The organism is Leucobacter sp. UT-8R-CII-1-4, assembly GCF_030010235.1.
Classification (GTDB): Bacteria; Actinomycetota; Actinomycetes; order Actinomycetales; family Microbacteriaceae; genus Leucobacter.
This window is the reverse complement of record NZ_JASCRS010000001.1, coordinates 864805-887476: the sequence shown is the minus strand read 5'-3', so window position 1 is coordinate 887476 and position 22672 is coordinate 864805. Positions and strand designations below refer to the sequence as shown.

Genomic DNA, 22672 nt, shown 5'->3' with positions numbered 1-22672 from the left:
GTTTAGCCTGATCTAGAGGACCACTGCTTCTCGCGCAAACGGCACCATACCGAAGCCGCGGTAAATGCGCTCGGGGCTGATCACGCGCCCCTCGGCGACCGTGAGTGCGACCTGTCGGATGTTTCGAATCGACTGCGTTGGGTCGCCGTCCACAAGAATGAAGTCGGCAACTCGACCCACCTCAATGAGGCCACGATCCTTTCCCTGATGCAGGTGTTCAGCGCACGAAATCGTCGCGAGCCGAAGCGTATCGGTCGCCGAGATACCCGAGTCAACGAACAGCTCAAGCTCGCGGTGCACGGTAAGACCGCTGCCGTCGTCGGTGCCCGGCCAGAGCTTCACCCCAGCTTCGTTCAGCATCACGACGATGTCTTGCAACCGCCGGAACGCGAGCGCGTACCGCTCGAGCTCTGCCTCGTCGCGGTACGGCACATAAGTGCGTTTGCGATATCGGCGCAGCCCGGCCGGCAGGTGATCGATGATCGGCTCATGCGCCGGGATCACGGTGCGTGCGCGGCTCAGCATGAGCTGCTCAAGAATCACGAGTGTCACGTCAAGCGAGATGTCACGCTCGACCATGGTGCGAACCGTCGCTTGCACCACCTCAGAATCGAGGTCAAGATCTGCGACCCGGGTGAGCCCCGTCAGTCGAAGCGTCGTGCGCGTATCTTCGAGGGGATCAAGCACCCACCCAAGCACCAGCTGGTTCAGGTGGGTGATCTCGTCGTAGCCGTCGGCGATCGCCCGATCCGCGTTCATAAACGCGGGCACGTGGCCCTGTACCCGCATACCGTGCGCATGGGCACGCGCGGCGGTTTCACGCACCCACTCGGGGTTGAACGAGTTGTAAATCTTGATCGCGTGAAAGTTACGCTCGGCGTACCACTCGACCGCCTCAAGCGCCTCTTCGAGACTGTCGACGACCTTGCCAAAACGCGCGGAATACGGGCTGCGGCCCTCGATGAAACCTGCAGGCACGCTCGCCGGCCCGAGCAGTTCACCGTCAATGATCGCCTCGCGCAGGGTTTCAAGCTGGCGGTTGTCGTTGCCCATGTCACGCACCTCGGTCACGCCCGCGGCAACATACATCAGCGCTGACGAGGGCTCAAGGTGAGCGTGCATATCGTGCAGGCCGGGGGCAGCGATGCGACCTGCCGCATCGATCACCGCGGCCCCCTCAGGTACGGTGAGTAAAGGATCGATCGCCTCGATTCTGCGGCCTCGCACCAGCACTCGCGTCGGTTCGCCGACCGTGCCGCTTCTGGTGTCGAGCACTCGCACGTTCTCGACCACGAAGTCGCGATCGCCGAGCAGCGTGGCCTCGCTCGAGATCTCGATGTAGCGGCGCTGGGTCTCTTGCTGTAGCACCACAGCGACCTCGGTCACCTGCGGCACCCACTCGAGCGAAACCAACAGCGTGCCACCGTCAGAGATCGCCACGAGGTCGCCGAGACCAGAACTATCTGCTGGCACTTCACCCGCATAGACGACATATTGCGGGCTCAGCTGCACCCCGCTCAGAGCATAGACCCGCACCGCGCGACCCGCGATCTCGCTCACCGGTGTCTGCACAAGACGCGCCTCGCCCTCGGGTAAAAGCGGCACGGTGCCACCCGCGCGACCAGAGGCGCAGGCAGCGAGTAGCGCCAGCGTGAAAGGGCTCGAGTCGGCCGGCAGGTAGAACCCGAGCTCGAGGCTCGACCCGGTGTCTGCCTGACTGCTCCAGTGCTGCTCGCCGCTCGCCTGCTTGGTGAACGTCTCGTCGACTGCCCCACCCATGAGTGAAGTGCCGCGAATCTGCCACTCCACCGGCAAGTCGCCGAGCAGGGCGATGGTTTCAGCGAGCTTCGCTCCGCGCCCGTTGTCATCTACTTCGTAGCTCAGCTCGATGGTCTCGGTGCCGGCGGCACCCTTGCGCTCGACCGCGAGGGTGCCGACCCGCTCACCGTTTGCGATGAGTGCCAGTTCAAGAGTTGTCATGAGTTCGAGCCCTTCTGTGAGTGTCACAAGATTAAAGAAGTACGGTTCTGCTTTGGGGTGGAGGCATGACCTGCACCGTGATGTGCGAAGGCTTGCTAGCCTCCAGCTAGCTGCTCAGCGATCGCCTGACGCACTTGCGCGCGCACCTCTCCGTCGATCGAGTGCCCCGCGACAAGCGGCAGCACCCGCAGGCACTCGTCGGCGAGTCCCGCGTGAGCAAATGCATGCACGGTGCTCGCAAGGGTGGTCGCGAGATCGAAGTACCCACCGGTCAGCAGCATGCCCAGATTCGGGTGCGCTTTCGCGGCCTCGGCGATCTGCCGGGTCACCGAGGTTGAAAACTGCGGCGGGTAGGGGGTCTCTGGTCGCCAATCCCACGCAAAATTGAGATCGAGTGAGAGCGAGACGTAGCGTTCGTCTGCCTGGGCGCCGGCACCGACGATGTCGCGCAGATACGCCTCGATTGGGGCCGAGAGGATCACGTTGCTGCGGCCAATACCGAGCGCGGGGTCGTCTGCCGCGGGCGGGCGACCCTCGGGGTGCGGCTCGGGCAGGGGGCCGGTGATCCTCGTATCGAGTCTGCCAACCAGCTGGCCCTCGTCGGCAAGCAGTCGACGCAAGAACCACTCGCTATCGACGCGCAGCCTTTGATCGCGCACCTCGTTCGAAGTGACCCCGAGGTACTCAGCCAGACGGTCGGCGACCCGAGCCGCCTCTGCCTCACCGATGCCATCGCCCCGGTACAGCGCTGGCAAATACTCGCGCTGCGCGAACTCTTGCGTCTCGCCCCACACCTCGGCCGCGGTGGTCTCGCGTCCGACGAACACGCCCGCGCCGTGGTGCCAGGCAGCGACGGCCATGGTCGGCAGCTGAAAGACATACGGCAGATCGTTACCCGGCGCATCGATGTTCGCGGTGGCATCGATGAGCGGCGAAATGAATGTGAGGCTTGAAATACTGAGGTCGGCAAGCAGTGGCAGCACATTGCCGAGTCTGAACCCGCCATAGCTCTCACCAGCAAGATGCACCGTCGCGTCGTCGCGGTCGTGCAATGCCAGCCAGGCGTGCACGAATGCAGAGACTGCCTCTGCGTCGCCTCGACTACTCAGCCAGCGCGCCGTGCTCGATCCATCGAGCAGGCGGCTGAAGCCCGTGCCAATCGGGTCGATGAACACGAGATCTGCCTCACGCAGCAGAGTGTCAGGGTTCGGCACCGGAGTGCCGTCTTTCAGCAGCATCGGTCCGAAGGCGTTCATGTGCAACGGCGATGACGATGCGCCGGGCCCACCGTTCCAAAGGAACAGCACGGGTCGCCCCTCGCCCGGCAGCGTGTATGAGGTCCCACTGATGGTTGCCTCGGTGGCCCCAGTTGCACCCAGCAGTTCGAGCCTCTGCCACCTGGCTTCGCACGACTGCCCGGCGGCTATGGCAAGCGGACGAGCGGCAGGGGTCAGGCCCCACCGGCTCGCGACCTGACCACTCACGAGCCCACCACCCACTTGGTCGTCGGCACCTCTGGCCCGCGTGGCTGGTAGCGAATGGTCTCTTCGACACCGTCACGCATCACCGCGACGTCAAACGGGGTCGTGCCGTCGCGCGTAGCGCCATTCGAGAAGCGCCTGGTCACGAGCTCATCACCCTCGCGAAGGCCGGCCCCTTCGGCCGCCGACCCCGGAACAAGGCCAGTGATGAGCCTCGGCGTCGTGTTGAACGAGTCGATGTCGAATCCGAGGTTGTGTTCGGGTGCCGTGATGGCCACTGGCTCAAAGACTCCCTGAAACGCGCGTTCGGGTGCAGGGATCGGCTCGCCGTCAAACATCGCGCGATACTCATCGCGAACGCTCTCACCGATCACTGCCTCGATGCGCTCAAGCCACCCCTCGGTCAGTACCTTCTCGCCGCGACGCTGAGCACGCAGAATGTCGAGCACGATGTCGTCGAGCGAAGTCGCCTCGTTCGACGCCTCGCGTAACTGCGAATCGACCCGCACAAGGTACTGAATGCCCCGCCCGTATGGCACGGTCTGCGCCCGGAGGTCTGCCCAGAACAGCTCTGCCGCTTCGGGGTACGAGAGCGTGCGTCGAATGTTCGTGTCGTAGCGACTGTACATCGTGCTCAACTGTTCAGCGAGCGACTCGGCACTTAAGAGGCCCGCGCGCCAGGGCAGCACGAGTGAGTAGAACTCGGCCGTTCCCTCGCTGTACCACGAGGCCACCTCCCACTCCTCGTCAAGCGTGGGCCAGTTGTGCACCATCTCATGTGCGAGCAGGCTGCGAAGATCCTCCTCGTCAACCTCTGTAGTCGGCGAATAGCCGAACGCAAACGATGACGGAAACGAGGTGCCGCCAGAACCCTTGTCGGGGTTGCGGCGCACGAGCACGTGATAGCTCGCCTCGTCTTCTTCAAAGAAGTCGGTCATGTAGGCATGAATGTCGCCCAGGTATCCGCTCAGCGCGTCGAGATCAAACGGCACATCGCTATAGGCGTGAATGCCGAAGTTCTTCGAACCCTCTGGCGAAATTCGCGGAGTGCCTGCGCCGAAGAGGCACCGTTCGATCGTGTCAGAGGATCCCCTCCAGCGCCGAACCTCGTCGCCTGAACCGCGACTCGAGACCGCGGTTACCCCCGCCTCCAGTTGCCAGGTCAGCGAAAAGTCGTACTCGCGCTCGTCGCTCGGGGGAATCGGCACGAAGCTAATGCCCGCACCAAAGAGACCCAGCGGTTCACGGCGTAGGTCGAAGAGCGGCCCGACCGGGGTGCGCAGATCGATCTCGCGAACGGGAGCGCGCACTTCAAGGCGAACCTCGCCGTCGACGGTGCGATCGGCGTAGAAGTGGCGGTAGGCGCCCATTGGCCCCGACTCACCCTCACCTTCGGTCAGCTCGAGCGCTCCGGCCGCATCTGAGACGCGAATGTCACTCGCCTCGTAGGGTGCGCCCGGCACCGAAGCCACGATCTTTGGAAGCTTCAGCAGCACCTGATCGGTCGTGACCGGCCCAAAATTCGCTGTATAGGCAACATCGATGCCCGCCCAGCCTGCATCGTTCGCAAACGGCGTCATCTCAATGTCGAAGCGTCGATCGCTCATGACTGCACCTCCCAGCGCACACTCTGCACAGATTCGCCTGCGGGCAGATAGGTGAAACTGAGTGGTTCGCCATCGCGGATCACGGCAATGGCGATCTCGCGGTCGCTGCGACGCACCGCGTGGTAGGGCAAGGCATGATCGACAAGTTCGTCGCCCTCGCGCAACCCCGCAAGCGCCGCGCGCGATCCATCTCGAAGCCCCGCGATACGCCTGCCCTCGCTTCGATACGAAGCGGGATCGAAGCCGAGCTCATACTCATCGATGATCACAGGCACAGGTCGAACGATGCCCTCGAATGCGGTATCAGAAAGTTCGATCAGATCACCCGCGTGCATCGATCGGAAGTGTTCTTCTGCCGCCGAACCGAGCACCGCCGTGACCCGAGAGAGCCAACCGTCGACGCCCACGAGCTCGCCGGTTCGCTGGGTGCGAAGAATGTCGAGCACGATGTCGTCGAGACTCGTCACGCCATCAGTTGCGGCCCGCAGCTGCAGATCAGTCGCGATCAGGTAGCGCAAACCTCGGCCATACGGAATACGTTGCGCGCGCGGATCAGACCAGTACGACGCCGACGCCGCGTTACTGTCGAGCGTGCGCAACGCGTTGCTGTCATAGCCCTGAAAGCGATCAGTGAGCTGAGCCGCGAAGTCTTGTGCCGAGAGAAACCCGGCTCTCAGCGGCAACACGTGCGAGTAGTACTCAGCGGTGCCCTCGGTATACCACGAGATCTTCTGGTGATCGTCGTGCAGCGTCGGCCAGTTGTGCGCGGTCTCGTGCGCGAGCAGGCTACGAAGTTCTGCGGCCGAGGTTTCATCAACCGCCGAGAAACCGAAGGCAAACGAATCAGGAAACGCGGTGCCCCCGGTACCCTTGCCGAGGTTCTTGCGCACGAGCACGGCGTACCTCGCGGCCTCGTCTTCGAAGAACTCGGCGAAGGCCGCGTGCGCCTTGGCGGCATACTCGGCTACCTCTTCGAGCTCGAACGGGGTCTCGGCGAAGGCCTGCAACGAGAACCCGCCAGAGGTGATCGTCTGCGGCTCACCCGCACCATAAAGCGCGAACGAAACCGACGACAGCGGGCCCTGCCATTCGGCATCTCCGGCACCGTGGCTCGAAATGGCCCGCACCCCGTTTTCGAGCCGCCACGTCAACGAGATGTCGAACTCGGGACCGCCAGGCCCATAGACCACCTCGCCTGGAAGCGGCAAGAACGTGATGCCGGCACCGAACAGCCCAAGGTCTTCAGCGCGAAGATCAAAGAGCGGGCCGACAGGCGTCAGCTTGTCGTGGGGCCGCACAGGCGCGAAGAATCTCAGCTGTAGTGCGCCCTGCAGGTCTCGGTCTGCGGCCCAGCGGCGGTAGCGACCAGAGGAGTCTTCGCTCGCCTCTAGTTCAACCAGCGGCAGCGTGCCGTGCTCATCGGCTGCGTGCAGATCCTCTGTGACGTAAGGAGTGCCCGGAATCGACACGATGCGCTCAGGCACGCTGAACAGCAGTTCTCCCGCGGCCACCGACTCGAGCTCGGCCCGGTAACTCACCTCGAAGCCTGCCCACTTGCGTCCCTCACGCACTGGCGCGAGCTCAAGCTCAAAGCGACTCATGCGCACACCTCAGCGTCAGCGGATCGATGCGCGGTGCAAGCCATCTCGACACTGATGCCGAACGGCAGCGCCGCCACCTGCACGGCGGTGCGCACCGGGTGCGCGCGGTCGCCGAGATACTCGGCATATGCCTCGTTCATCGCGGGCCAATCGGCGATGTCGGTCAGGTAGCAGGTGATCTGCGCGAGCTCAGAAATATCGAAGCCCTCGGCGGTCAGCAACGCCTCGATGTTCTCCAGCGTGCGACGGGTCTGCGAGCGAATATCGTCGAGCACCGCATCCCCCGTCGCGACATCGATCGAGCCCTGGCCCGATAGATAGAGCACATTGTCGACCTTGCGGGTGGTCGAGTACGGGCCCTTCGGCTGCGGAACGAGAACGGTATTAGACATCTAAAATCTCCTAGTTGTTGTGCTGTGCGCTGATAGCGCGGTGCACCGATGCGAGGTCAGCGAGCGCAGTGAGCAGCCCGTCTGCATCTGAACGTGTGGTGGTGACCGAGGGTGAAATGCGAAGCCGCCCCTCTCGGTGTGTTGTGGTGAAGCCTCGCTCCGCAAGCGCTTCAGTGAGGGCTGCGGCGTCTGCAACATGTAGCGAGAGGATCCCCGCTTCGCGGGCCGGCGACCAGGTGTCGTAGCCAAGCTCGGCCGTGCCGTGCGCAATGTGTTCGACCAACCCTCGCGTGTGCCGATAAACGACATCGAAACCGAGCTGCTGTCGCACGCTAGCTGCCGCCGCAAGCGCTGCCAAGCCAAACAGGTTGCTGTGCCCGACGGCAAGACGCGGCGAGGGTGCTGCATTCATGTACCCGAGCAGCCCCGGAACCGCCTGCGCATCGAAACGTTCATTGGTCGACACGACGGCGGCACCGAACCCTGCGAGCATCCACTTGTACGAAGCGCTGACGTAGGCGTCGCTGTGCACTGCGACCTCGGGCAAGAGACCGGCGGCCTGGGCACCATCCACGAGCAGCAGCGCGTCGGCCGCAATGCACGCCGCGTGCAGACGCTCAAGATCGAGCGTCGCACCGGTGGTCGCGTGTACGTGCGTGACCGAGACCACGCGGGTCGACTGCGTGATCGCGGCGATGAGCGTATCGGTGCGATCAGCACCGGCAGCCAAGAAGACCTCGACCGTCGATGCCTCTGAGATCGCTCGCCAGGGCAACCTTGGCGACGGAAAGTCATCGGCGAAGACCAACACCTCATCGCCCTGACGAAACGGAATCGCTCTCGCCAACGAGTTGAACGCGGTGCCGGTGTTCGCCAGCACCGTGATCGCCTCGGTGGCCACTCCGAAGTCGGCCGCAAGCAGGGCCTCAGCGGGGTCGGTGAGTTCGTGCCAGCCCATTGATCCTCTCGTGCCGCGTGAAAGCGCCCTCGCGACGCCCAAAATCGCTTCTTCGACCGCGCGCGGCACGGTAGCGACCGCGGCATGATCGAAGTAGCCACGAGGGGCGTATGGAAAGAGCTCATTGACCGTGCGCTCATCGAGCAGATCGCTCACAGCGCTGACCTCCGGTCGATGCCGGGGGGCACCGCAAAGCGAGGAACCGCGCCGAGCAGCATCTTCGTGTAGGGGTCGTGCGGATCCTCGAAGAGAGCTTTGGTCGGCCGCGTCTCGACAGCGACACCCCGACGCATGACCATGATGTCGTCGCAGAGGTAACGCAGCACGTCAAGGTTGTGTGAGACGACTGCGAGTGCCAGCCCCGACTCTTTTCGAATGTCGCGCAAGAGGTTGAGCACGGCTGCCTGCACGCTGACGTCGAGCGCGCTCGTTGCCTCGTCGGCCACCAGCACCTCGGGCCGAACCGCGAGCGCCCGCGCGATGGCAATGCGCTGACGCTGCCCGCCCGAGAACTGAAACGGGTACTTGCTGGCATCTGCTACTTCAAGACCAACAATGCCGAGCAGACGACGCGCCTCGGCGCGATGATCACCCGGAATGTCGTTGACCTGCAGTGCTTCTCGTATCGCATCGCCCACGGTCATGCGCGGGTTGAGCGACGACATCGGGTCTTGAAACACCATCTGCACGACCCGCGGCCGCGACCCTTCACCGCGCTTTGGCAGCTCTGCGAGTGGCGCACCGTTGAAGGTGACCGAACCCGATGCCGGTTCGAGCAGGCCGATGATCGCCCTCGCGAGGGTCGATTTACCGGAGCCCGATTCGCCGGCGATGCCAAGTGCTCGATCGCTCGAGATCGTCGCGCTTACGCCCCGCACCGCGTGTACCCGGTTTGCGCCGTGCCCGTAGACGACATGAACGTCGTCTGCCCTGAGTTCGCTGCTCATCGCTCGCCTCCCGTGGTTGCCATTGGTGCGGTCGCTGCCTCTTCGTGCCTCGGCACCGGGTGTTGCTCGCGATACTCATCGGTGTTCCACGAGTAGTCATCAATCGTGGTGAGTCGGTGCGAAGTGCCGGCCGAAAGATCTGGGACAGCCCCGAGCAGCGACCTCGTGTAGGGGTGCTGCGGGTTGCCGATCACGGCCGCCATCGGCCCCTCTTCTACGATTCGCCCGTCGTACATCACGATGATGCGCTCGCACACCTGGCTGATGAGAGCAAGGTCGTGCGACACCATGACGATTGCGGTGCCGTCTCGATCATTCACCTCGCGCAGCAGATCAATCACCTGCGCCTGCACGGAGACGTCGAGCGCTGTCGTCGGCTCGTCGGCAAGAATTACCTGCGGGTCGCCGAGCGTCGCCATCGCGATCATCACGCGCTGGCGCTGACCGCCCGAGAGCTCGTGCGGGTGCTGGCGCAGGCGCCGTTCAGGCTCAGGAATGCCCACGCTTTCAAGCGCCTCGATCATGTGCTGCTTCGCAGCAGCCCCACGCAGCGCGGTGTGCGCGGCGAGCTTGTCACCCATCTGCCGACCGATGGTCAGCGCCGGGTTCAGTGACGACATCGGGTCTTGAAAGATCATCGGCATCTTTGCGCCGATGACGCCTCGAAGCTCTGCCGCCCGTACGCCGCGCAAATCCTTCCCAAGAAAGACGTGCGAATCCATCTCGGCCGACAGCACGCCCGGCAACATGTGCGCGAGCGCCGAGATCGTGAGGCTCTTACCCGAACCAGACTCTCCGACAATGCCGATACGCTCACCGCGTCGCACGATGACGTCAACACCGTGCACCAGCTCTTTGCCGCCTGCCGTGACGACAAGACCCTGAATACCGAGCACGGTGTCTTCGGGCATCGCTTCGACGACGTCTACCGTGGTGACCGCCGTCGTGTGCTGCGAAGCGCCCCGGCCGCGGCCCTTCACGCTGCGCGTAGCCTTGCGCAGTAGACGCGACATTGTCATTACGTTTCCGCGAGGATCGAGCTGTTCTGCGAGCTTTTCACCGAAGAGGCTGAAGCCAATGCCGGCACTCACGATTGCGGCTGCTGGGCCGATCGTGGTCCACGGTGTGCGGTAGATATCTTTCATCGCCTCAGCAACCATTCCGCCCCAGTCGTACTGGGGCAGCTGCACGCCAATGCCAAGAAATGAGAGCGCAGCCATCATCATCAGGCAGCTGCCGAGGGTCACGATCATGAGGGTGACGATGGGCTCTGCGACGTTCGGCACGATGTACCTCGCCATGAGGCGGCCCTTTGGCACGCCGAGCAGGCGCGCGCCTGCGACGTAGTCAGAGGCCGCCACGGTCGAGGTCAGGTTTACAACGAGTCTCGCAGTCGAGGGCACGCTCGCGAGGGCTAGGCCGATCATTGCGGCGACGCCTGATCTTCCCATCATGGTTGCCAGCAGCAGCGCGAGAATGATTGAGGGAAAGGCGGTGGCAGCGGCAATGAGCTGGTAGAGCACCTGGCGAGCCGCGTTGCCGAGCACGGCTGCGAGCGCGCCGACGAAGACGCCAAGCACGAGGCCGATCGCCACTGCCCCGAAGGTAAGGGCAAAGGTCAATCGGGTAGCGACGAGCACGCGGGCGAGGACGTCACGCCCGAGAGCGTCGGTGCCGAGCCAGTGCTCAGCCGACGGGCCGGCCAGGCGGGCCGACGAGTCGAACTCATCGGCTCTGTGGCCGAGCAACATCGGCGCAAAGATCGCGGCCAGCACCCAGAACAGCACAATCAAGAAGCCGATCAGGCCCGACGGGCTCTTCAGGGTGCGCAGCCAGGCTCGGGCCCGCGAAGTCGGGGCGAGGCCCGTTTCTGTCGCGGCGCTCTGCTGAGCCGCAACACCCGCGGCGTCGGTCGCCGCATCGCGTGTAGCCGGGTCGCTTGTTGTCGTGGCGCTCATCAGCTACTCCTGATCAGAGACTTGGGGTCGACCTTGGCAAGAATCAGGTCGACGATGAAGGTGGTCACCAGCGAGAAGGTCGCGATCAGAATCACGAGGCCCTCAAGCAGGGTGTAGTCGTAGACGGCGATCGACTTCACCAGTAGGTTGCCGATACCCGGCCAACCAAACACGGTCTCGGTGATAATCGCGCCGCCCAGAAGCGATGCCAGGGTCATGCCCGAATATGTGAGAGTCGCCGTCAATACGTTGGGAAGCACGTGCCGAAAGAGCACAACGCGCTGCGGTAGGTTGTTCGCCCTGGCCGTGCGAATGTAGTCCTCGCGAAGCACTCGCGTCGTCTCGGCCTTCATCAGCCTGCTGAGCACTGCGATCAGCCCGAGCGACATGGTGATCACGGGCAAGATGAACGCGGTGAACCCGCTACCACCCGCGGCAGGCAGCCAGCGAAGGCCCACGGCGAAGATCATGACCAGCGCGATCGCGATCAGAAAGTCGGGCACCGAGGCGAAGAAACCGGTAAGCGCGTTGAACGATATGTTGGTCTTCGCGCCCCTCCCGTTCTCTGTGCGAACAGCCATCCAGATACCGAGGGGAATCGAAATCAGCATCGCGAGCACAAACGAGTAGAGGCCGAGCTGCACGGTGTACGGCAGGCGAGAGCCAATTTCAACGATGACGGGGTTGCCGGTCGAGATCGAGGTGCCGAAGTCAAAGGTGAACAGGCGCCCGATGAAGCGCAGATACTGTTCGAGAAGCGGGTCATCGAGGCCAAGGGCAGCGCGTTCGGCGGCGATGTACTCAGGTGTGGCAGTGAGACCCGCAGCTGCGCGCACGGCGTCGCCACCGATTGCGCGGGCGAGGAAGAACACGAGCGTGGCGATCAGCCAGAGGCTCAGGATCAGCGACCCGATGCGGCGCAGCAGAAAGCCGGTCCAGGGGGATCGCGCCCCGGTACGGGCCGGCTCGTTCGAGTCGACCCGTACCGGGGCTTGAGTGGTTTCAGCGGTCATGATGGTGTGTGTTAGTTTCGCTTACTTCTTACGCAGGTTGAGCGGGTCGATCTGCGCCGAATCGTTGAAGAAGCTCACGCCATCGCGCAATACCCACTGGGTATCAGAGGCGATGGTCGGCACCCAGTCCGCGTTCGACACGATCGCTGACTCAGCCTCGATCCAAGCACCGCACGACTCGAGACCGGTCAGTTGCGATGCCTCGCCCTGCTTCTGGGCATACACCGGGTTGCTCACTGCTCCGAAGTTGGGGCCTTCTGGAGCAGCTGGGCCTACGAAGAACGGGCGAATACCGGTCGGCTGCGAAGAACCGATGCCCACGATGCTCGAGCCCCAACCTGTGCCAGAGGTCAGCACGTCAACTGCTTGACCCGGCGCGCGCCCGTCAACCTCGACCTGTACCCCAAGCTTTGTCCATGCGTCGGTGATGAACTCTACCGAGGGGCTAGTAAGCTCCATCTGCAAGAACTGCACCGAGATCGGAGTGCCGTTCTTTTCGTAGATGCCGTCGGCGTTCTTGGTGTAACCAGCTGCTTCGAGGGTCTTCTGACCGGCCTCGACTCCGCCGGTCGGGCGAGCATCTGCGATCGCGTCTTCATCGACACACACGTTTACTGGCGGGCGCAAGAAGTTCGGCACGTAACCGAGCCCCTGCGTCTCGATATCAGTCAGTTCTGCCGGGTCAATAGCCTGCGTGAGTGCCTGGCGTACAGCAACATCTGCGGTTGAGAAGCCCTCGCGCTCGTTGAACATGAGCATCGAAATCTCCGTGTCAGCAAGTTGCTGAGTGAAGCCGGTCTCCTGTTCAAACCGCGCGAGCTGGGCAACGCGAAGTGACGCTGCGTCTGCCTCGCCGCCGAGCAGCAGGTTCACCTGGGTGTCAGGATCGGCCACGATCTGCAGCTTTACCGTCTCGGGCAGCTCTTCGATCTTGAAGCCCTCGGGGCCCCAGTTGTAGTCATCGTTGCGAGTGAGCGTGATGTGCGAGCCGGTCACGAAGTCGGCGACCACGTAGGGAGCAGTGCCGTCAGAGCCGTTCTTCATCACTTCGGGGTTCTCGAGCGCCGAGTCGCAGGCGATACCGAGCTGAGTAAACGAAGGCACGGTGCCGAGGAATGGCATCGACTGGGTCAGGGCCACATCGACCGTGCGTGCGGCATCGTCGAATTCAACGGTGAAGTCGGCAGAACCAAAGAAGTTATTGACAAGCGGGGCATTCGTCTCGGGATCTTTCATGCGCTCGAAGTTGCGGGCGACAGTGCCTGCGGTAATCTCGCCGCCATCTGCGCAGAAAGCGCCCTCTTTTATTACGAACGAGGCCGATGTAGGGGTGAAGTCAAACTCTTCAGCAAGACCTGGAATCGCCTTACCCGTCTGAGGGTCGACACGCACGAGCGATTCATAGACCATCCATGTGGCCTGACGGCCACCCGTGCTGAACGCGAGCGCCGGATCGATGTTGTCAACGCTGTCGCTGAGCAAGATCGTCATCGTTGACGAGTCACCGCCACCCGAGCCGCCTGGAACGCTCGGTGTGCAGGCAACTAGTGAGAGCATCATGGTAATGCCTGCTCCCACCGCGATGGGCGTAGCGCCCTTGGACTTTGACAGGGTTCTCAAGGGTCCTCCATAAGATTGGGGCGACCGGATGTCGCCTTCGACAGTTTGTTGGATCTTATTCAACACGATGGCGAAAGAATTATTGGTAACAAAATGGTCACGTTTGGCTGACTCTCGGCACAATTCGCATTATTTCAACAAAAAACTGAGACCAAACGCTTCGGCGTTCACGGAACGAGCATTGCGATCTTCAACACTTTGTGACAGATTTTCTACATACAGGAGATCCCGTCACTGATTCAAGGGGGAACACATGACAGGCAATTGGTCTGCATTGACGCCGGTAAAAGACCCGGATTTCACGGAGGCTGAACGCGCGCACGCCGAACAGATCGTGACGCTGGTCGGTCCCATTATTGAGCCGCTTGCCTTAGCGCTCGCACCGAAAACCGAGGTGCTGCTGCATAATCTCACGCAGATGCCTAATACGATTGCGGTCATCGCTGGCGGCATTACTGGGCGCGGCATCGGCGGGCCGGCGACCGACCTCGGCCTTCGCACGTTCTCATCGGGCTGGAGCGAACCGCTTATCGGCTATCGCACCGAGACCGACGATGGGCATCCGATGCGCTCCTCGAGTATTTTCTTCAAGGCTGAATCGGGGCGACCCGTGGCCTGCCTCTGCATTAATACAGACATCAGTGAGGTACTGCGCGCACAAGAGATGCTGAAGGCGCTCAGCGCGATCACCACGATTGACCCCTCACTTCGCGGCGCCGAGACCGTCACCGAAAAGTTTCCCGCCTCAGTTGACGATTTGGCTCAGGGAATTCTGGCCCAGGCCGTCGCCGAGAGCGGCCTGCCCGTCACCTCGATGAAGAAGACTCACAAGGTCGAGATCGTACGGCAATTGCGCGACCGCGGGTTCTTCACCATGCGCGAAGCGGTGCCCATCGCAGCGCAGCACCTCGGCGTTGGTCGGCACACAATTTACAACTATCTCAACGAAATCGAGCAAGAACTCGACCAGGCCGACGCCTGAGCCGAGCAAACGGAGTACACACATGGACGAGCGCAGCGCCAGGCTTTCCGCCACACTCGGCGACCAGACCATCGACTACACCATTCGGTTTGAGCAGCTGCCCCTTCGGGACGTCAGCGGGGCCGCCGTTGGCACCCTCTCGGCTTTCAGCTATATCGTTGAAGCGTCACCGATCGAGCGAGCAAGCAGGCCGGTGCTCTTTCTCACGAACGGCGGGCCGGGCGCAGCGACAAGCTATCTGCACCTCAGCGGTATCGCCCCGTTTCGCGCAGATGTTCCGACCGATGTCGAGGCTGCGCCCGCTCCTCCCTATGGCATCACCACAAGCGAGAGCTCGATCCTCGACATCGCCGATCTTGTCTTCCTCGACGCACCAGGAACCGGCTTCGGTTCGGTAGACGAGGGCGTTGAACTCACGGACTTCCACTCGGTCGAGGCCGACGCCGCGGCCGTCGCGGCGGCAATCACCGATTGGGTCATCACGCACGAGCGCTGGAACAGCCCCAAGTACTTTCTCGGTGAAAGCTACGGCACGCACCGCGCCGCCTTTCTCGCCACCGCATCGCACGGCTTCGACACCGCCCCGCTCGACGGCATTCTGCTGCTCGGGCAGGCGGTCAACATTCAAGAGATCTCTGAACGCCCCGGCAACGTCGTCGGCGCCCTCGCCAATCTTCCCTATAAAGCGGCCGTCGCACGGTTTCACGGCCTTGGCTCCACCGAGCACTCGACGACCGAAGAAGCTATTCGGGCGGCTCTCGACTACGCCTGGGGCGATCTCGCTCGGGTCATGCTGCAGGGCACGAAGGCAAGCGAAGAGGATCTTCGCGCGATGGCAGACAAAATGTCTACCATGATCGGGATTCCCGCAGACGAACTCGTGCGATCGCGACTCTGGATCAACAAGTCAGATTTTCGCGCGCGACTGCTTCGAGATCGCGGACTCGCAATCGGATCAAACGACGGCCGGTATACGGTGGCGGCCCCCGATGCGTCATTCGGTGAGCTGCCGATCGACGCGACGAACACACAGCTCACCCCACGCTACACCGCAGCATTTCACCAACTTTTCGCAGAGGTATTTGGCGGTGCGGCAGATCAGCCGTACCGCGTGCTCGATGCGACCGCCGGGCGCGATTGGGAGTGGGGCGATAGTGCGGGCGCCAGGTTCATGCTGATGGGTAAGCCATCGCCGTTCCAGACCTATCCATACCCCGCCCACCTTTCGCGCTGGATGAAGCAGTCACCCAAGGTGCGCCTCTTTGTTGGCACCGGCATGTACGACTCGCTCACCACCATCGGTGCCGCCGATCACCTGCTGCGCCAGTGGGAGCTGCCGAGCGACCGCGTCACCGTGCGCTGGTACGAGGGCGGTCACATGATGTACAGCAGCCCAGACACCGCCACGAGCCTCAACGAAGACTTGCGCGCGTTTCTCACGAAGAAGGATTCCCAATGACCCTCACCCGCACCGCGCATATCGGTGGCGCCGAGATCAGCTACGAGGGCTCGGTCGTCGAGTTCGACGTAAGTGACGGCGAGGATGGGCCCGGGGCCCGCTACGTTTGCATCCAATACCTGCGCACCGATCTGCCTGCGCCAGAGAAGCAAGCACGCCCCGTGCTCTTCGTATTCAACGGCGGCCCCGGATCTTCTTCGGTGTGGATGCACCTTGGAATCGGCCCTCGCCGGGTCGCAGCGGCAGACTCGCTCGAACCGCCCATGACCCCACCCTTCGAGCTGGCAGATAACGAGCACTCCCCGCTCGATACCGTCGACCTCGTGTTCATCGACCCGCCCGGCACCGGCTACAGCCGACTGCACGATGCGGTCGACACCACGAAGTTCTACAGCGTCGAGCAAGATGCCCGCGCAACGCTCGAGGTTATTGGCCAGTGGGTGCGCCGGAACAGGCGCGAGAGTTCGCCCCGATTCGTCGCGGGCGAAAGCTACGGCACGCTTCGTGCCGCCCGCATCGCAAAAATGGCAAACGGTGGGCCCTTTCACGGCGGCACCACCCGTTCGACCTCCCTGAGCGGCGCGATTGTGCTCGGCCCGGCGTTCGGTCTCGGGGAGAGCGGCTGGACGGGCGACGTGCAGACCGCCCTCGAGGTGCCGACTCTCGCGCGCTCTGCCCAGTTTCACGATGTCGCCCCCGCAGCGTCAGATGATGAGGTCGAACGTTTCGCTGTTGAAACGCTGCTGCCCGCACTCGTGAGCGGGTCGCGCCTCGCGCCGACGCAGCGGCAAGAGGTCGCACAGCGCCTCGCGAAGTACACCGGCATCGACCCGTCGATCCTCTTCGCAAACAACTTGCGAATCTCGCTGCCAGAGTTCGCTCGCACCCTGTGCGCCGGCGAGAACCAGCACATCGGTATGTATGACAGCCGCTACACGCTTCCCGCGCAAAACGCAGGCGTCGACCCGGTCGCCGACGACCCCGGCATGGGCCGCTACGCCCCACAGTTTACTGGGACGATCGAGCAATACCTGCGCGAAGAGCTTGGCTACGCCAGCGATCTTGAGTACCGCTCAATCGACTTTCGTATCACGCTCTCGCACTGGGACTACGACGGAGAAAGGGTGCCTGCTAAGAACTCCTTTGGCGACTTTGCAGAGGCTCTGCGGCGCAACCCGGGTTTTGAACTGCTCATTGCGGCAGGCGATTACGACCTCGTCACGACGCTCGAGGCGACGAAGTATGCTCTAAGCCGTTTCCAATACGAGGAGGGTCGCGTGCACCTGAACCGCTACGAGTCTGGCCACATGCCCTACCTCGGTGCATCTCCCGCATCTCAGTTTTCGAGCGACGTACGCGAATTCATAGACCGTCTCAGCAGGTAAACCATGGAAGTGATGCCGTGGAAGGGATTGAACCTCTAAACCGCCTTTGAGCTTCGTACGATGTGAAACGATGCGCAATTACCAGGCTGCTGCCGAGGATCAGCAGGACGCCCATTCCCCACCAGACAAGATTCGAGTTCCCCCCAGTGAGGGCAAGGTTTGAATTAGCGGAAACCTTGCCCGGGCTTACGGGGACATCGTTCACAGTGACGGTGAGCTTTGCAGGAAGGCTTGTCATGCTTCCGCTTGCTGAAGATGCGATCGCGCGGAATAGGTATCCGCTAATAGTTCCTGCGTCACCGCTAACAAGGAGTGACAGGCCGTTGGCAGAAGGAGTTGCGAGCTCTGGCGGATCCTTACTCTATATAGGGCAAGGGTCGACCGAGGCTTAGGGCAACGAACGCGAACGCATGCCCTACATTCAGGTCGACTCCGACCTGTGAGCTGCCATGCGCGAAGACCCCCGCGCTCGCGCCGTAAATTGTCGCGTTGTCCGGCGACCCGTAGGCGGCCAGCGAAGTTTCTGACTCTCACACGACGCGGCACGGAAGGTTCAACTAAATTAACAGCCTTGGCGCATTGAAGTCACATAAAGAGTGCCCCTGAAAGTTGATCAAGCTCTCAGGGGCACATGGGATACCGGAAACGTTGACTTTGCAGTCAAACGACTCGGAGGCCCCTCTAAATCTAAGCCATCACATCAGTGCCGCAAAGCTTTCGTAGGATGAGACAAAGGATCCGCGGCAGAAGGTCACCCTGCATCGTTCATGATGAGCGCCAGGTCTACCATTCGGTAGAATAAGCCTTCTAAATGCTGAAACCAAACATCACAGCAACTAGCCCCAAACTAGGCTTTAACGTGAAGTCAAATTCATAGTCGCTTCAAACGGGGAATCATTTTGTTGCTAGAAACGCTTGTGTCAGCGATCGTGCTTGTTGCCGCACTCTTGCTCGTAATGAGCTCGATCAAGCAATGGCTGAAAGACCGCAACACCAATGCGCTCACGAACCCCGAAGCACCAGACCCCTGTTCGCGCAGAGGATGCTGCCGATTGGATAATTCGCAGGGCCCTTCCCAGCTTCCTAGGCCTGGTCACCTTGGCAGACGAAGGCACCTACTTCTCCGAGCTTCCGCCGTTTAACGGCTTCACTCCCAAAGGTCGTCTCTGAGGGTGGCAAGGCGCAGGGGTGCGGCACGCAACTGCCGAAATCTCTTTAAACACTGCGCTCTCAAATGTGCTGAAAATCTGAAATGAATTCCCGCGAACTGACACGACGGACGCAGAACCGGAGGCGCGGCATGTATGCGTGTTTGCTCTTTCCGCAATGCTCCCCTCGCGCCTCGATGGGGACGCATGCCGTGTGTTATCACGCGCAAGTCGACTAGCGACCTATGCAGCGATGTAATCAGTAGGTAACAACTCATCCCCAGGAGCCTGAGATCCAGACACGTAGTTATCGGAGGGAACGATCTATCATCTACCCAGCAGGGGTCGTTCACGTTCGTATTTCGAAATACTGCCTGGTATCTCTTGCGGATTGATCTGCTATGATGCCTTCTCTCCACTCCTCCAGAGCCCGGTTTCGGAGGTTTGTCGTGTTCGGTGCATGAGAATCTTTGGGGTTGTGGGAGGGCATCGCGAGATGCCCATGACAGTGAAGAAGCATCCTGGTTTCAATCCTTCTAGGGACAGAAAACGCCAAGGGACTGAAGTTAGCTGCGTCGTTTCGAGGTAACCAACGCTGCGGTGCCGCCGAGCATGAGCGCGAGTGAAATGGCTGCCCAAACCCAAAACAAGGCCGCTTCAGCACCCGTGTTAGTTAGACCCTGCTTGTTCGGGATTGGTGGCGTGGGGCCTGGATCATCAGGCTCAATAGTGGTGTTGATGAGGTTGACCCGCACATCGGTGCCATCTCCGATCGTTATCAGCACTGGCGCCTCAAGAGCATTGCCGTCAAAATCGACGAACTGTGGCGTCTGCCAGCCTTCAGTTCCGGGCAACGGCGCAGGGACAATCTCCTCCAACACGAGTTCGGTGCCTGTCGGGAACGCTTCTGAGAATGCTTCACCGTCATTCAAAACGGTGAGTGTCCCCTCGTGGGCAGGATTATCTCCGGGTGAACGATAACTCACCTCGAAACGTGCTTCACTCGTATCTGCTGGGGCATTACTGTGAACGAACTTTGCGACCGAAAAGCTGCCCTCGTGTAGTTCGGCAAAGTTCGTAAGGGAGACGGCCGCTGATGGTGCCGATCCTTCTTGAATGATGGTGAATGAGGCGTCAAGTCCTTCGTCGCCAATGCTCCACTTCACATCGTCACCCCACACAACTCCGGGAATGACTGGCAGATCGACTTCGCTCAGTGTGATCTCGGTTCCGAGTGGGAATGAGGCTTGATCGCCAGCTTCGTTTACCGGAACCGCGACCCAATCAGGGGCACTCAGGACGAATTCTCCGCCAGGCTGTGACGGATCAGTCGAGGTCCATTGCGCGGTGAAATCGATCCCGTGGAGTCGCTCATCGTTGCGATCGATCTCACCTGCAACGATTTTCTCAACAGAGAAAGATCCAGTAATTACGCGATACTTGTTCGTCATAGTGACAGCGAGATCTGGGATAGCTCCGCCATTAGATGCATCTGGGATAGTGACGCTCTGTGTCGGCGTATCACCTGACACGTTCTCGAAGGGTGGTGTGCAATTTGCACAAGACCATAAAGGGGTTCCCAACCACTCGATGCTGGGATCTGAGCTCCTGATTTCAGTCTCTTCCACTGTCACAACCGTACCTACTGGCAAGTCAGTGCCAAGTCCCACGGTCCAGTTGTTTCCGGAGTTCAGTAGCAGCACATTACTACCATGCACGTTCAGTGGGTCGTTCACCCAGGTTACCGTGATCAGGATTTCAACGTCATCGAAGTGCCCATCGCCGACACCCGGCTGCGTGTCACCGTTTTCATCTTCGACAAGCTTGCGAACCGTAAGCGAACCGTTGGAGATATCTATTCCGTTCGTGAGTTGCACTTCAGCAGCCGATGTATCTCCGCCCGGCGTGTGCGACGTCGGGTCCCATTCCTCAGCGATCGTTACCATGCCACGATTACCTTCAAAACCCGGAACCGTGTTGCTACCCCAATCGACAACGTTTGAGATTCCGGGAGGAAGCCCCGGTCGCACTGCTATCTCTTCGAGCAAGATTGTCGTGCCTAGAGGAAACAGTGTCGGATTTGTCTCGTCTGCGCCAGGCAGAGACATAAAACCGTTTGAGACATTTAGGGTAATAGTTTCTGCGGTACTCTCATCGGATCCTTGTACCCACCAGCGCACCTCCACTTCGGTGTCTGCGGGTGGAGATAAGGGGCCGTTCTCAGTTGCAAAGCTCTTGCGCACTTCGAACGTGCCCAGGACCTCAGTAAGGGTATCGGTCAACGTGACGGCCACTGTGCTGCCGTCGCCAACCATGATCTCCACAGTATCTCCGGTCGTAACCTGACCGTTGACCGTCCAGCTAGCGCTCTGCTGTTCCAACGCTGCTGGGAGTCCTGTGACCCCAGTTTCCGTGATCGACACGGTGGTGCCGTCAGGGTAAGTCGGGCCCGTTGCGGTGAAACCATTTGCTTGGTTCAGCACGAGACGACCATTGTCTGGGGTTCCTGAGGGAAGAGAAGGGCCACCGGTAACCACATACGATAATCCGATGGTGAGATCGTCTAGGTCGCCTGTTGTAGGGGTGATGCCATCAAACGTTTTGGTGACCGTGAAGGTACCTGAACCGAGGAAGTTGGCGTTCGCGGTTTGGGTCAGACGTACCTTTGCGCCTTCCACATAATCTGCAAAGACTTGGCAGCCGCGGTTTCCGTTCCAGAGGAGATTCAGTTCCGCAGCCTGAGGCAGGTCTCCCGTGTCTGCCGTCACAGAAACCTCTGCTGTCGCCGTTGAACTAGCACACAGCGTTACAGTGCCAGGCTCGTTGAGCTGTAACGTCTTTCCGTCGAAGGTGGCGCCGTCCTGATCGACAGGGCACAGCTGCAGCGACGAGGCACCAGTGCTGGTGAGAGTGACAGGCGTTGTCACATTTGTCGCGAGGACGAACTGCGCCGGAGTGTTCGCCTCGATCGCGCTGCTGGGGCCGGTCAGGGTCAGCTCTGGCGATTGCGTGAGAACGGGCAGATAGTTGCAGCGTGCCTCAGCGTCTGAGAGTTTGCGCGTTTCTAGATCATTTCCGGTCTCAGAGCCCTGAAAATTGTTGTAATTGAAGTATGTTTTCGCATCGGTGTTTACTGATCCCTCTGCCCAATTATCAGAGATGCACCAGACCTGAAGCTGGGTTATTGCCCGATCCCGTTTGGTTGAGAGTGGGGCGCCGACCAGCACATTTGCGATCTGAAGCTTCTGATCATAGGTGAGGAGATTTTCTGGCGTGCCAGTCCATTCAGAGCCGGGCGATTCATTAGCGCAACCTCGTTTTCCTTGGTCAGTGCAGAAACGCCAGTCAACTTCGAGTTCTCCGCTGTCGAGAACACGGGCTCCGCAATAAGGCAGCCCTCCCGAGCCGTTACTAATGTTATTGCCGTTGCCATCAACGTATACGGATCCTTGATTTCCGTAGAGCATAACTGTCTTTCCGCTACGCAAATCTTGAGCGCCTGTGCTCGACTCCGCGAAGGTAAAACCTGTGGGCGTGTTCGAGGTGCCATACGACGACGAAGTCGTGCCGGTACACGCGGGCACTGTGATCGGTCCAGTGGGTCCCACCACAGCCGCGACAGCGATCGGTGCGGCCGACGCTGGGGTGGCGACGGTCGGTGTCGCTATTGAGAAACTGATGATGGCGAGTGCCGCGACGAACCCGGCAATGAGCTGTGAGAATCGGTGTCGATGTCTTGCCAGTTCGTGCTTCATTGCGCCCCCGGGTCCATATGATCGTTCCTACCTGATTTTTACTCGTAGTCCGTGAACTGTCAATGTTTATTCATCCGCTTACGCTTAACTACCGGGGAAAGTCTGCTAAGAGAAGCGGTCACCACAAACTGAACTGATGCGCGCATAGATGACTTCCTCGACATGGGCTTTTCCGGCATGGTTGATAGGACGGTAACCATGTCTGCCAATTGCGCCGCAATGACAGTGGGTGAGGGCGCACAATGCGTCCATGCCGCATGGAGTGACGCATTCAAATCGATTGCAGCCACATACATTTGCTTCCACATTTATGTGGGACGCGGCTTGTGGATGACAACCAGATACAACAGCAAATCCCACATGAAAGTACAAGCAATCCCTCGTCC

Annotated in this window: 14 protein-coding genes; 3 read left to right on the top strand and 11 right to left on the bottom strand. The window is 61.0% G+C overall.

The window, feature by feature from the left end; genetic code table 11:
- Positions 1-12: 12 nt before the first annotated feature.
- From QBL02_RS03845 to QBL02_RS03800, 10 genes are all read right to left on the bottom strand, one after another.
- The gene (locus QBL02_RS03845; RefSeq protein ID WP_282725033.1) at positions 13-1980 is read right to left on the bottom strand and encodes an amidohydrolase family protein; all 1968 of its coding nucleotides are present in this window, start codon (positions 1978-1980) and stop codon (positions 13-15) included.
- Between the two features lie 95 nt (positions 1981-2075).
- Positions 2076-3464, bottom strand: coding sequence for a hypothetical protein (locus tag QBL02_RS03840; RefSeq protein WP_282725032.1), 1389 nt, complete (start codon positions 3462-3464; stop codon positions 2076-2078).
- Positions 3461-5068: a hypothetical protein gene (locus QBL02_RS03835; protein ID WP_282725031.1), complete on the bottom strand. Its 1608-nt coding sequence runs from the start codon at positions 5066-5068 to the stop codon at positions 3461-3463. Before QBL02_RS03835 ends, QBL02_RS03840 begins: the two co-directional genes overlap by 4 nt.
- Positions 5065-6669: a hypothetical protein gene (locus tag QBL02_RS03830; RefSeq protein WP_282725030.1), complete on the bottom strand. Its 1605-nt coding sequence runs from the start codon at positions 6667-6669 to the stop codon at positions 5065-5067. Before QBL02_RS03830 ends, QBL02_RS03835 begins: the two co-directional genes overlap by 4 nt.
- Complete coding sequence (locus QBL02_RS03825) at positions 6666-7061, bottom strand: RidA family protein (protein ID WP_282725029.1); 396 nt, start codon at positions 7059-7061, stop codon at positions 6666-6668. The genes QBL02_RS03830 and QBL02_RS03825 overlap by 4 nt, the downstream gene beginning before the upstream one ends.
- A 10-nt stretch (positions 7062-7071) precedes the next feature.
- Positions 7072-8175, bottom strand: a complete 1104-nt coding sequence (locus QBL02_RS03820; RefSeq protein ID WP_282725028.1) for an aminotransferase class V-fold PLP-dependent enzyme — start codon at positions 8173-8175, stop codon at positions 7072-7074.
- Positions 8172-8966 carry an ABC transporter ATP-binding protein gene (locus QBL02_RS03815; protein ID WP_282725027.1) on the bottom strand — a complete coding sequence of 265 codons (795 nt, stop codon included), beginning with the start codon at positions 8964-8966 and terminating at the stop codon, positions 8172-8174. The genes QBL02_RS03820 and QBL02_RS03815 overlap by 4 nt, the downstream gene beginning before the upstream one ends.
- A complete protein-coding gene (locus QBL02_RS03810; protein ID WP_282725026.1) occupies positions 8963-10924 on the bottom strand; it encodes a dipeptide/oligopeptide/nickel ABC transporter permease/ATP-binding protein in 1962 nt (653 codons plus the stop codon). The genes QBL02_RS03815 and QBL02_RS03810 overlap by 4 nt, the downstream gene beginning before the upstream one ends.
- A complete protein-coding gene (locus QBL02_RS03805) occupies positions 10924-11937 on the bottom strand; it encodes an ABC transporter permease (protein WP_282725025.1) in 1014 nt (337 codons plus the stop codon). Before QBL02_RS03805 ends, QBL02_RS03810 begins: the two co-directional genes overlap by 1 nt.
- Positions 11938-11958: 21 nt before the next feature.
- Positions 11959-13557 carry an ABC transporter substrate-binding protein gene (locus QBL02_RS03800; RefSeq protein ID WP_282725024.1) on the bottom strand — a complete coding sequence of 533 codons (1599 nt, stop codon included), beginning with the start codon at positions 13555-13557 and terminating at the stop codon, positions 11959-11961.
- Positions 13558-13810: 253 nt separating this feature from the next.
- Between QBL02_RS03800 and QBL02_RS03795 the strand changes: the two genes are divergently transcribed.
- From QBL02_RS03795 to QBL02_RS03785, 3 genes are read left to right on the top strand one after another with little or no spacing between them, the layout of a single operon-like run.
- Positions 13811-14539, top strand: a complete 729-nt coding sequence (locus QBL02_RS03795) for a PAS domain-containing protein (RefSeq protein ID WP_282725023.1) — start codon at positions 13811-13813, stop codon at positions 14537-14539.
- 22 nt (positions 14540-14561) lie between these two features.
- Positions 14562-15998: a hypothetical protein gene (locus QBL02_RS03790; protein ID WP_282725022.1), complete on the top strand. Its 1437-nt coding sequence runs from the start codon at positions 14562-14564 to the stop codon at positions 15996-15998.
- The gene (locus tag QBL02_RS03785) at positions 15995-17383 is read left to right on the top strand and encodes a hypothetical protein (RefSeq protein WP_282725021.1); all 1389 of its coding nucleotides are present in this window, start codon (positions 15995-15997) and stop codon (positions 17381-17383) included. Before QBL02_RS03790 ends, QBL02_RS03785 begins: the two co-directional genes overlap by 4 nt.
- 1714 nt (positions 17384-19097) lie before the next feature.
- Here the strand turns inward: QBL02_RS03785 and QBL02_RS03780 are convergent.
- Positions 19098-22286: a DUF5979 domain-containing protein gene (locus tag QBL02_RS03780; RefSeq protein ID WP_282725020.1), complete on the bottom strand. Its 3189-nt coding sequence runs from the start codon at positions 22284-22286 to the stop codon at positions 19098-19100.
- Positions 22287-22672 lie beyond the last annotated feature (386 nt).

Coding starts and splice junctions, on each gene's coding strand:
- QBL02_RS03845 (WP_282725033.1), bottom strand. CDS start 1,980: ATGACAACTCTTGAACTGGCACTCATCGCAAACGGTGAGCGGGTCGGC.
- QBL02_RS03835 (WP_282725031.1), bottom strand. CDS start 5,068: ATGAGCGATCGACGCTTCGACATTGAGATGACGCCGTTTGCGAACGAT.
- QBL02_RS03830 (WP_282725030.1), bottom strand. CDS start 6,669: ATGAGTCGCTTTGAGCTTGAGCTCGCGCCAGTGCGTGAGGGACGCAAG.
- QBL02_RS03825 (WP_282725029.1), bottom strand. CDS start 7,061: ATGTCTAATACCGTTCTCGTTCCGCAGCCGAAGGGCCCGTACTCGACC.
- QBL02_RS03815 (WP_282725027.1), bottom strand. CDS start 8,966: ATGAGCAGCGAACTCAGGGCAGACGACGTTCATGTCGTCTACGGGCAC.
- QBL02_RS03810 (WP_282725026.1), bottom strand. CDS start 10,924: ATGAGCGCCACGACAACAAGCGACCCGGCTACACGCGATGCGGCGACC.
- QBL02_RS03805 (WP_282725025.1), bottom strand. CDS start 11,937: ATGACCGCTGAAACCACTCAAGCCCCGGTACGGGTCGACTCGAACGAG.
- QBL02_RS03795 (WP_282725023.1), top strand. CDS start 13,811: ATGACAGGCAATTGGTCTGCATTGACGCCGGTAAAAGACCCGGATTTC.
- QBL02_RS03790 (WP_282725022.1), top strand. CDS start 14,562: ATGGACGAGCGCAGCGCCAGGCTTTCCGCCACACTCGGCGACCAGACC.
- QBL02_RS03785 (WP_282725021.1), top strand. CDS start 15,995: ATGACCCTCACCCGCACCGCGCATATCGGTGGCGCCGAGATCAGCTAC.
- QBL02_RS03780 (WP_282725020.1), bottom strand. CDS start 22,286: ATGAAGCACGAACTGGCAAGACATCGACACCGATTCTCACAGCTCATT.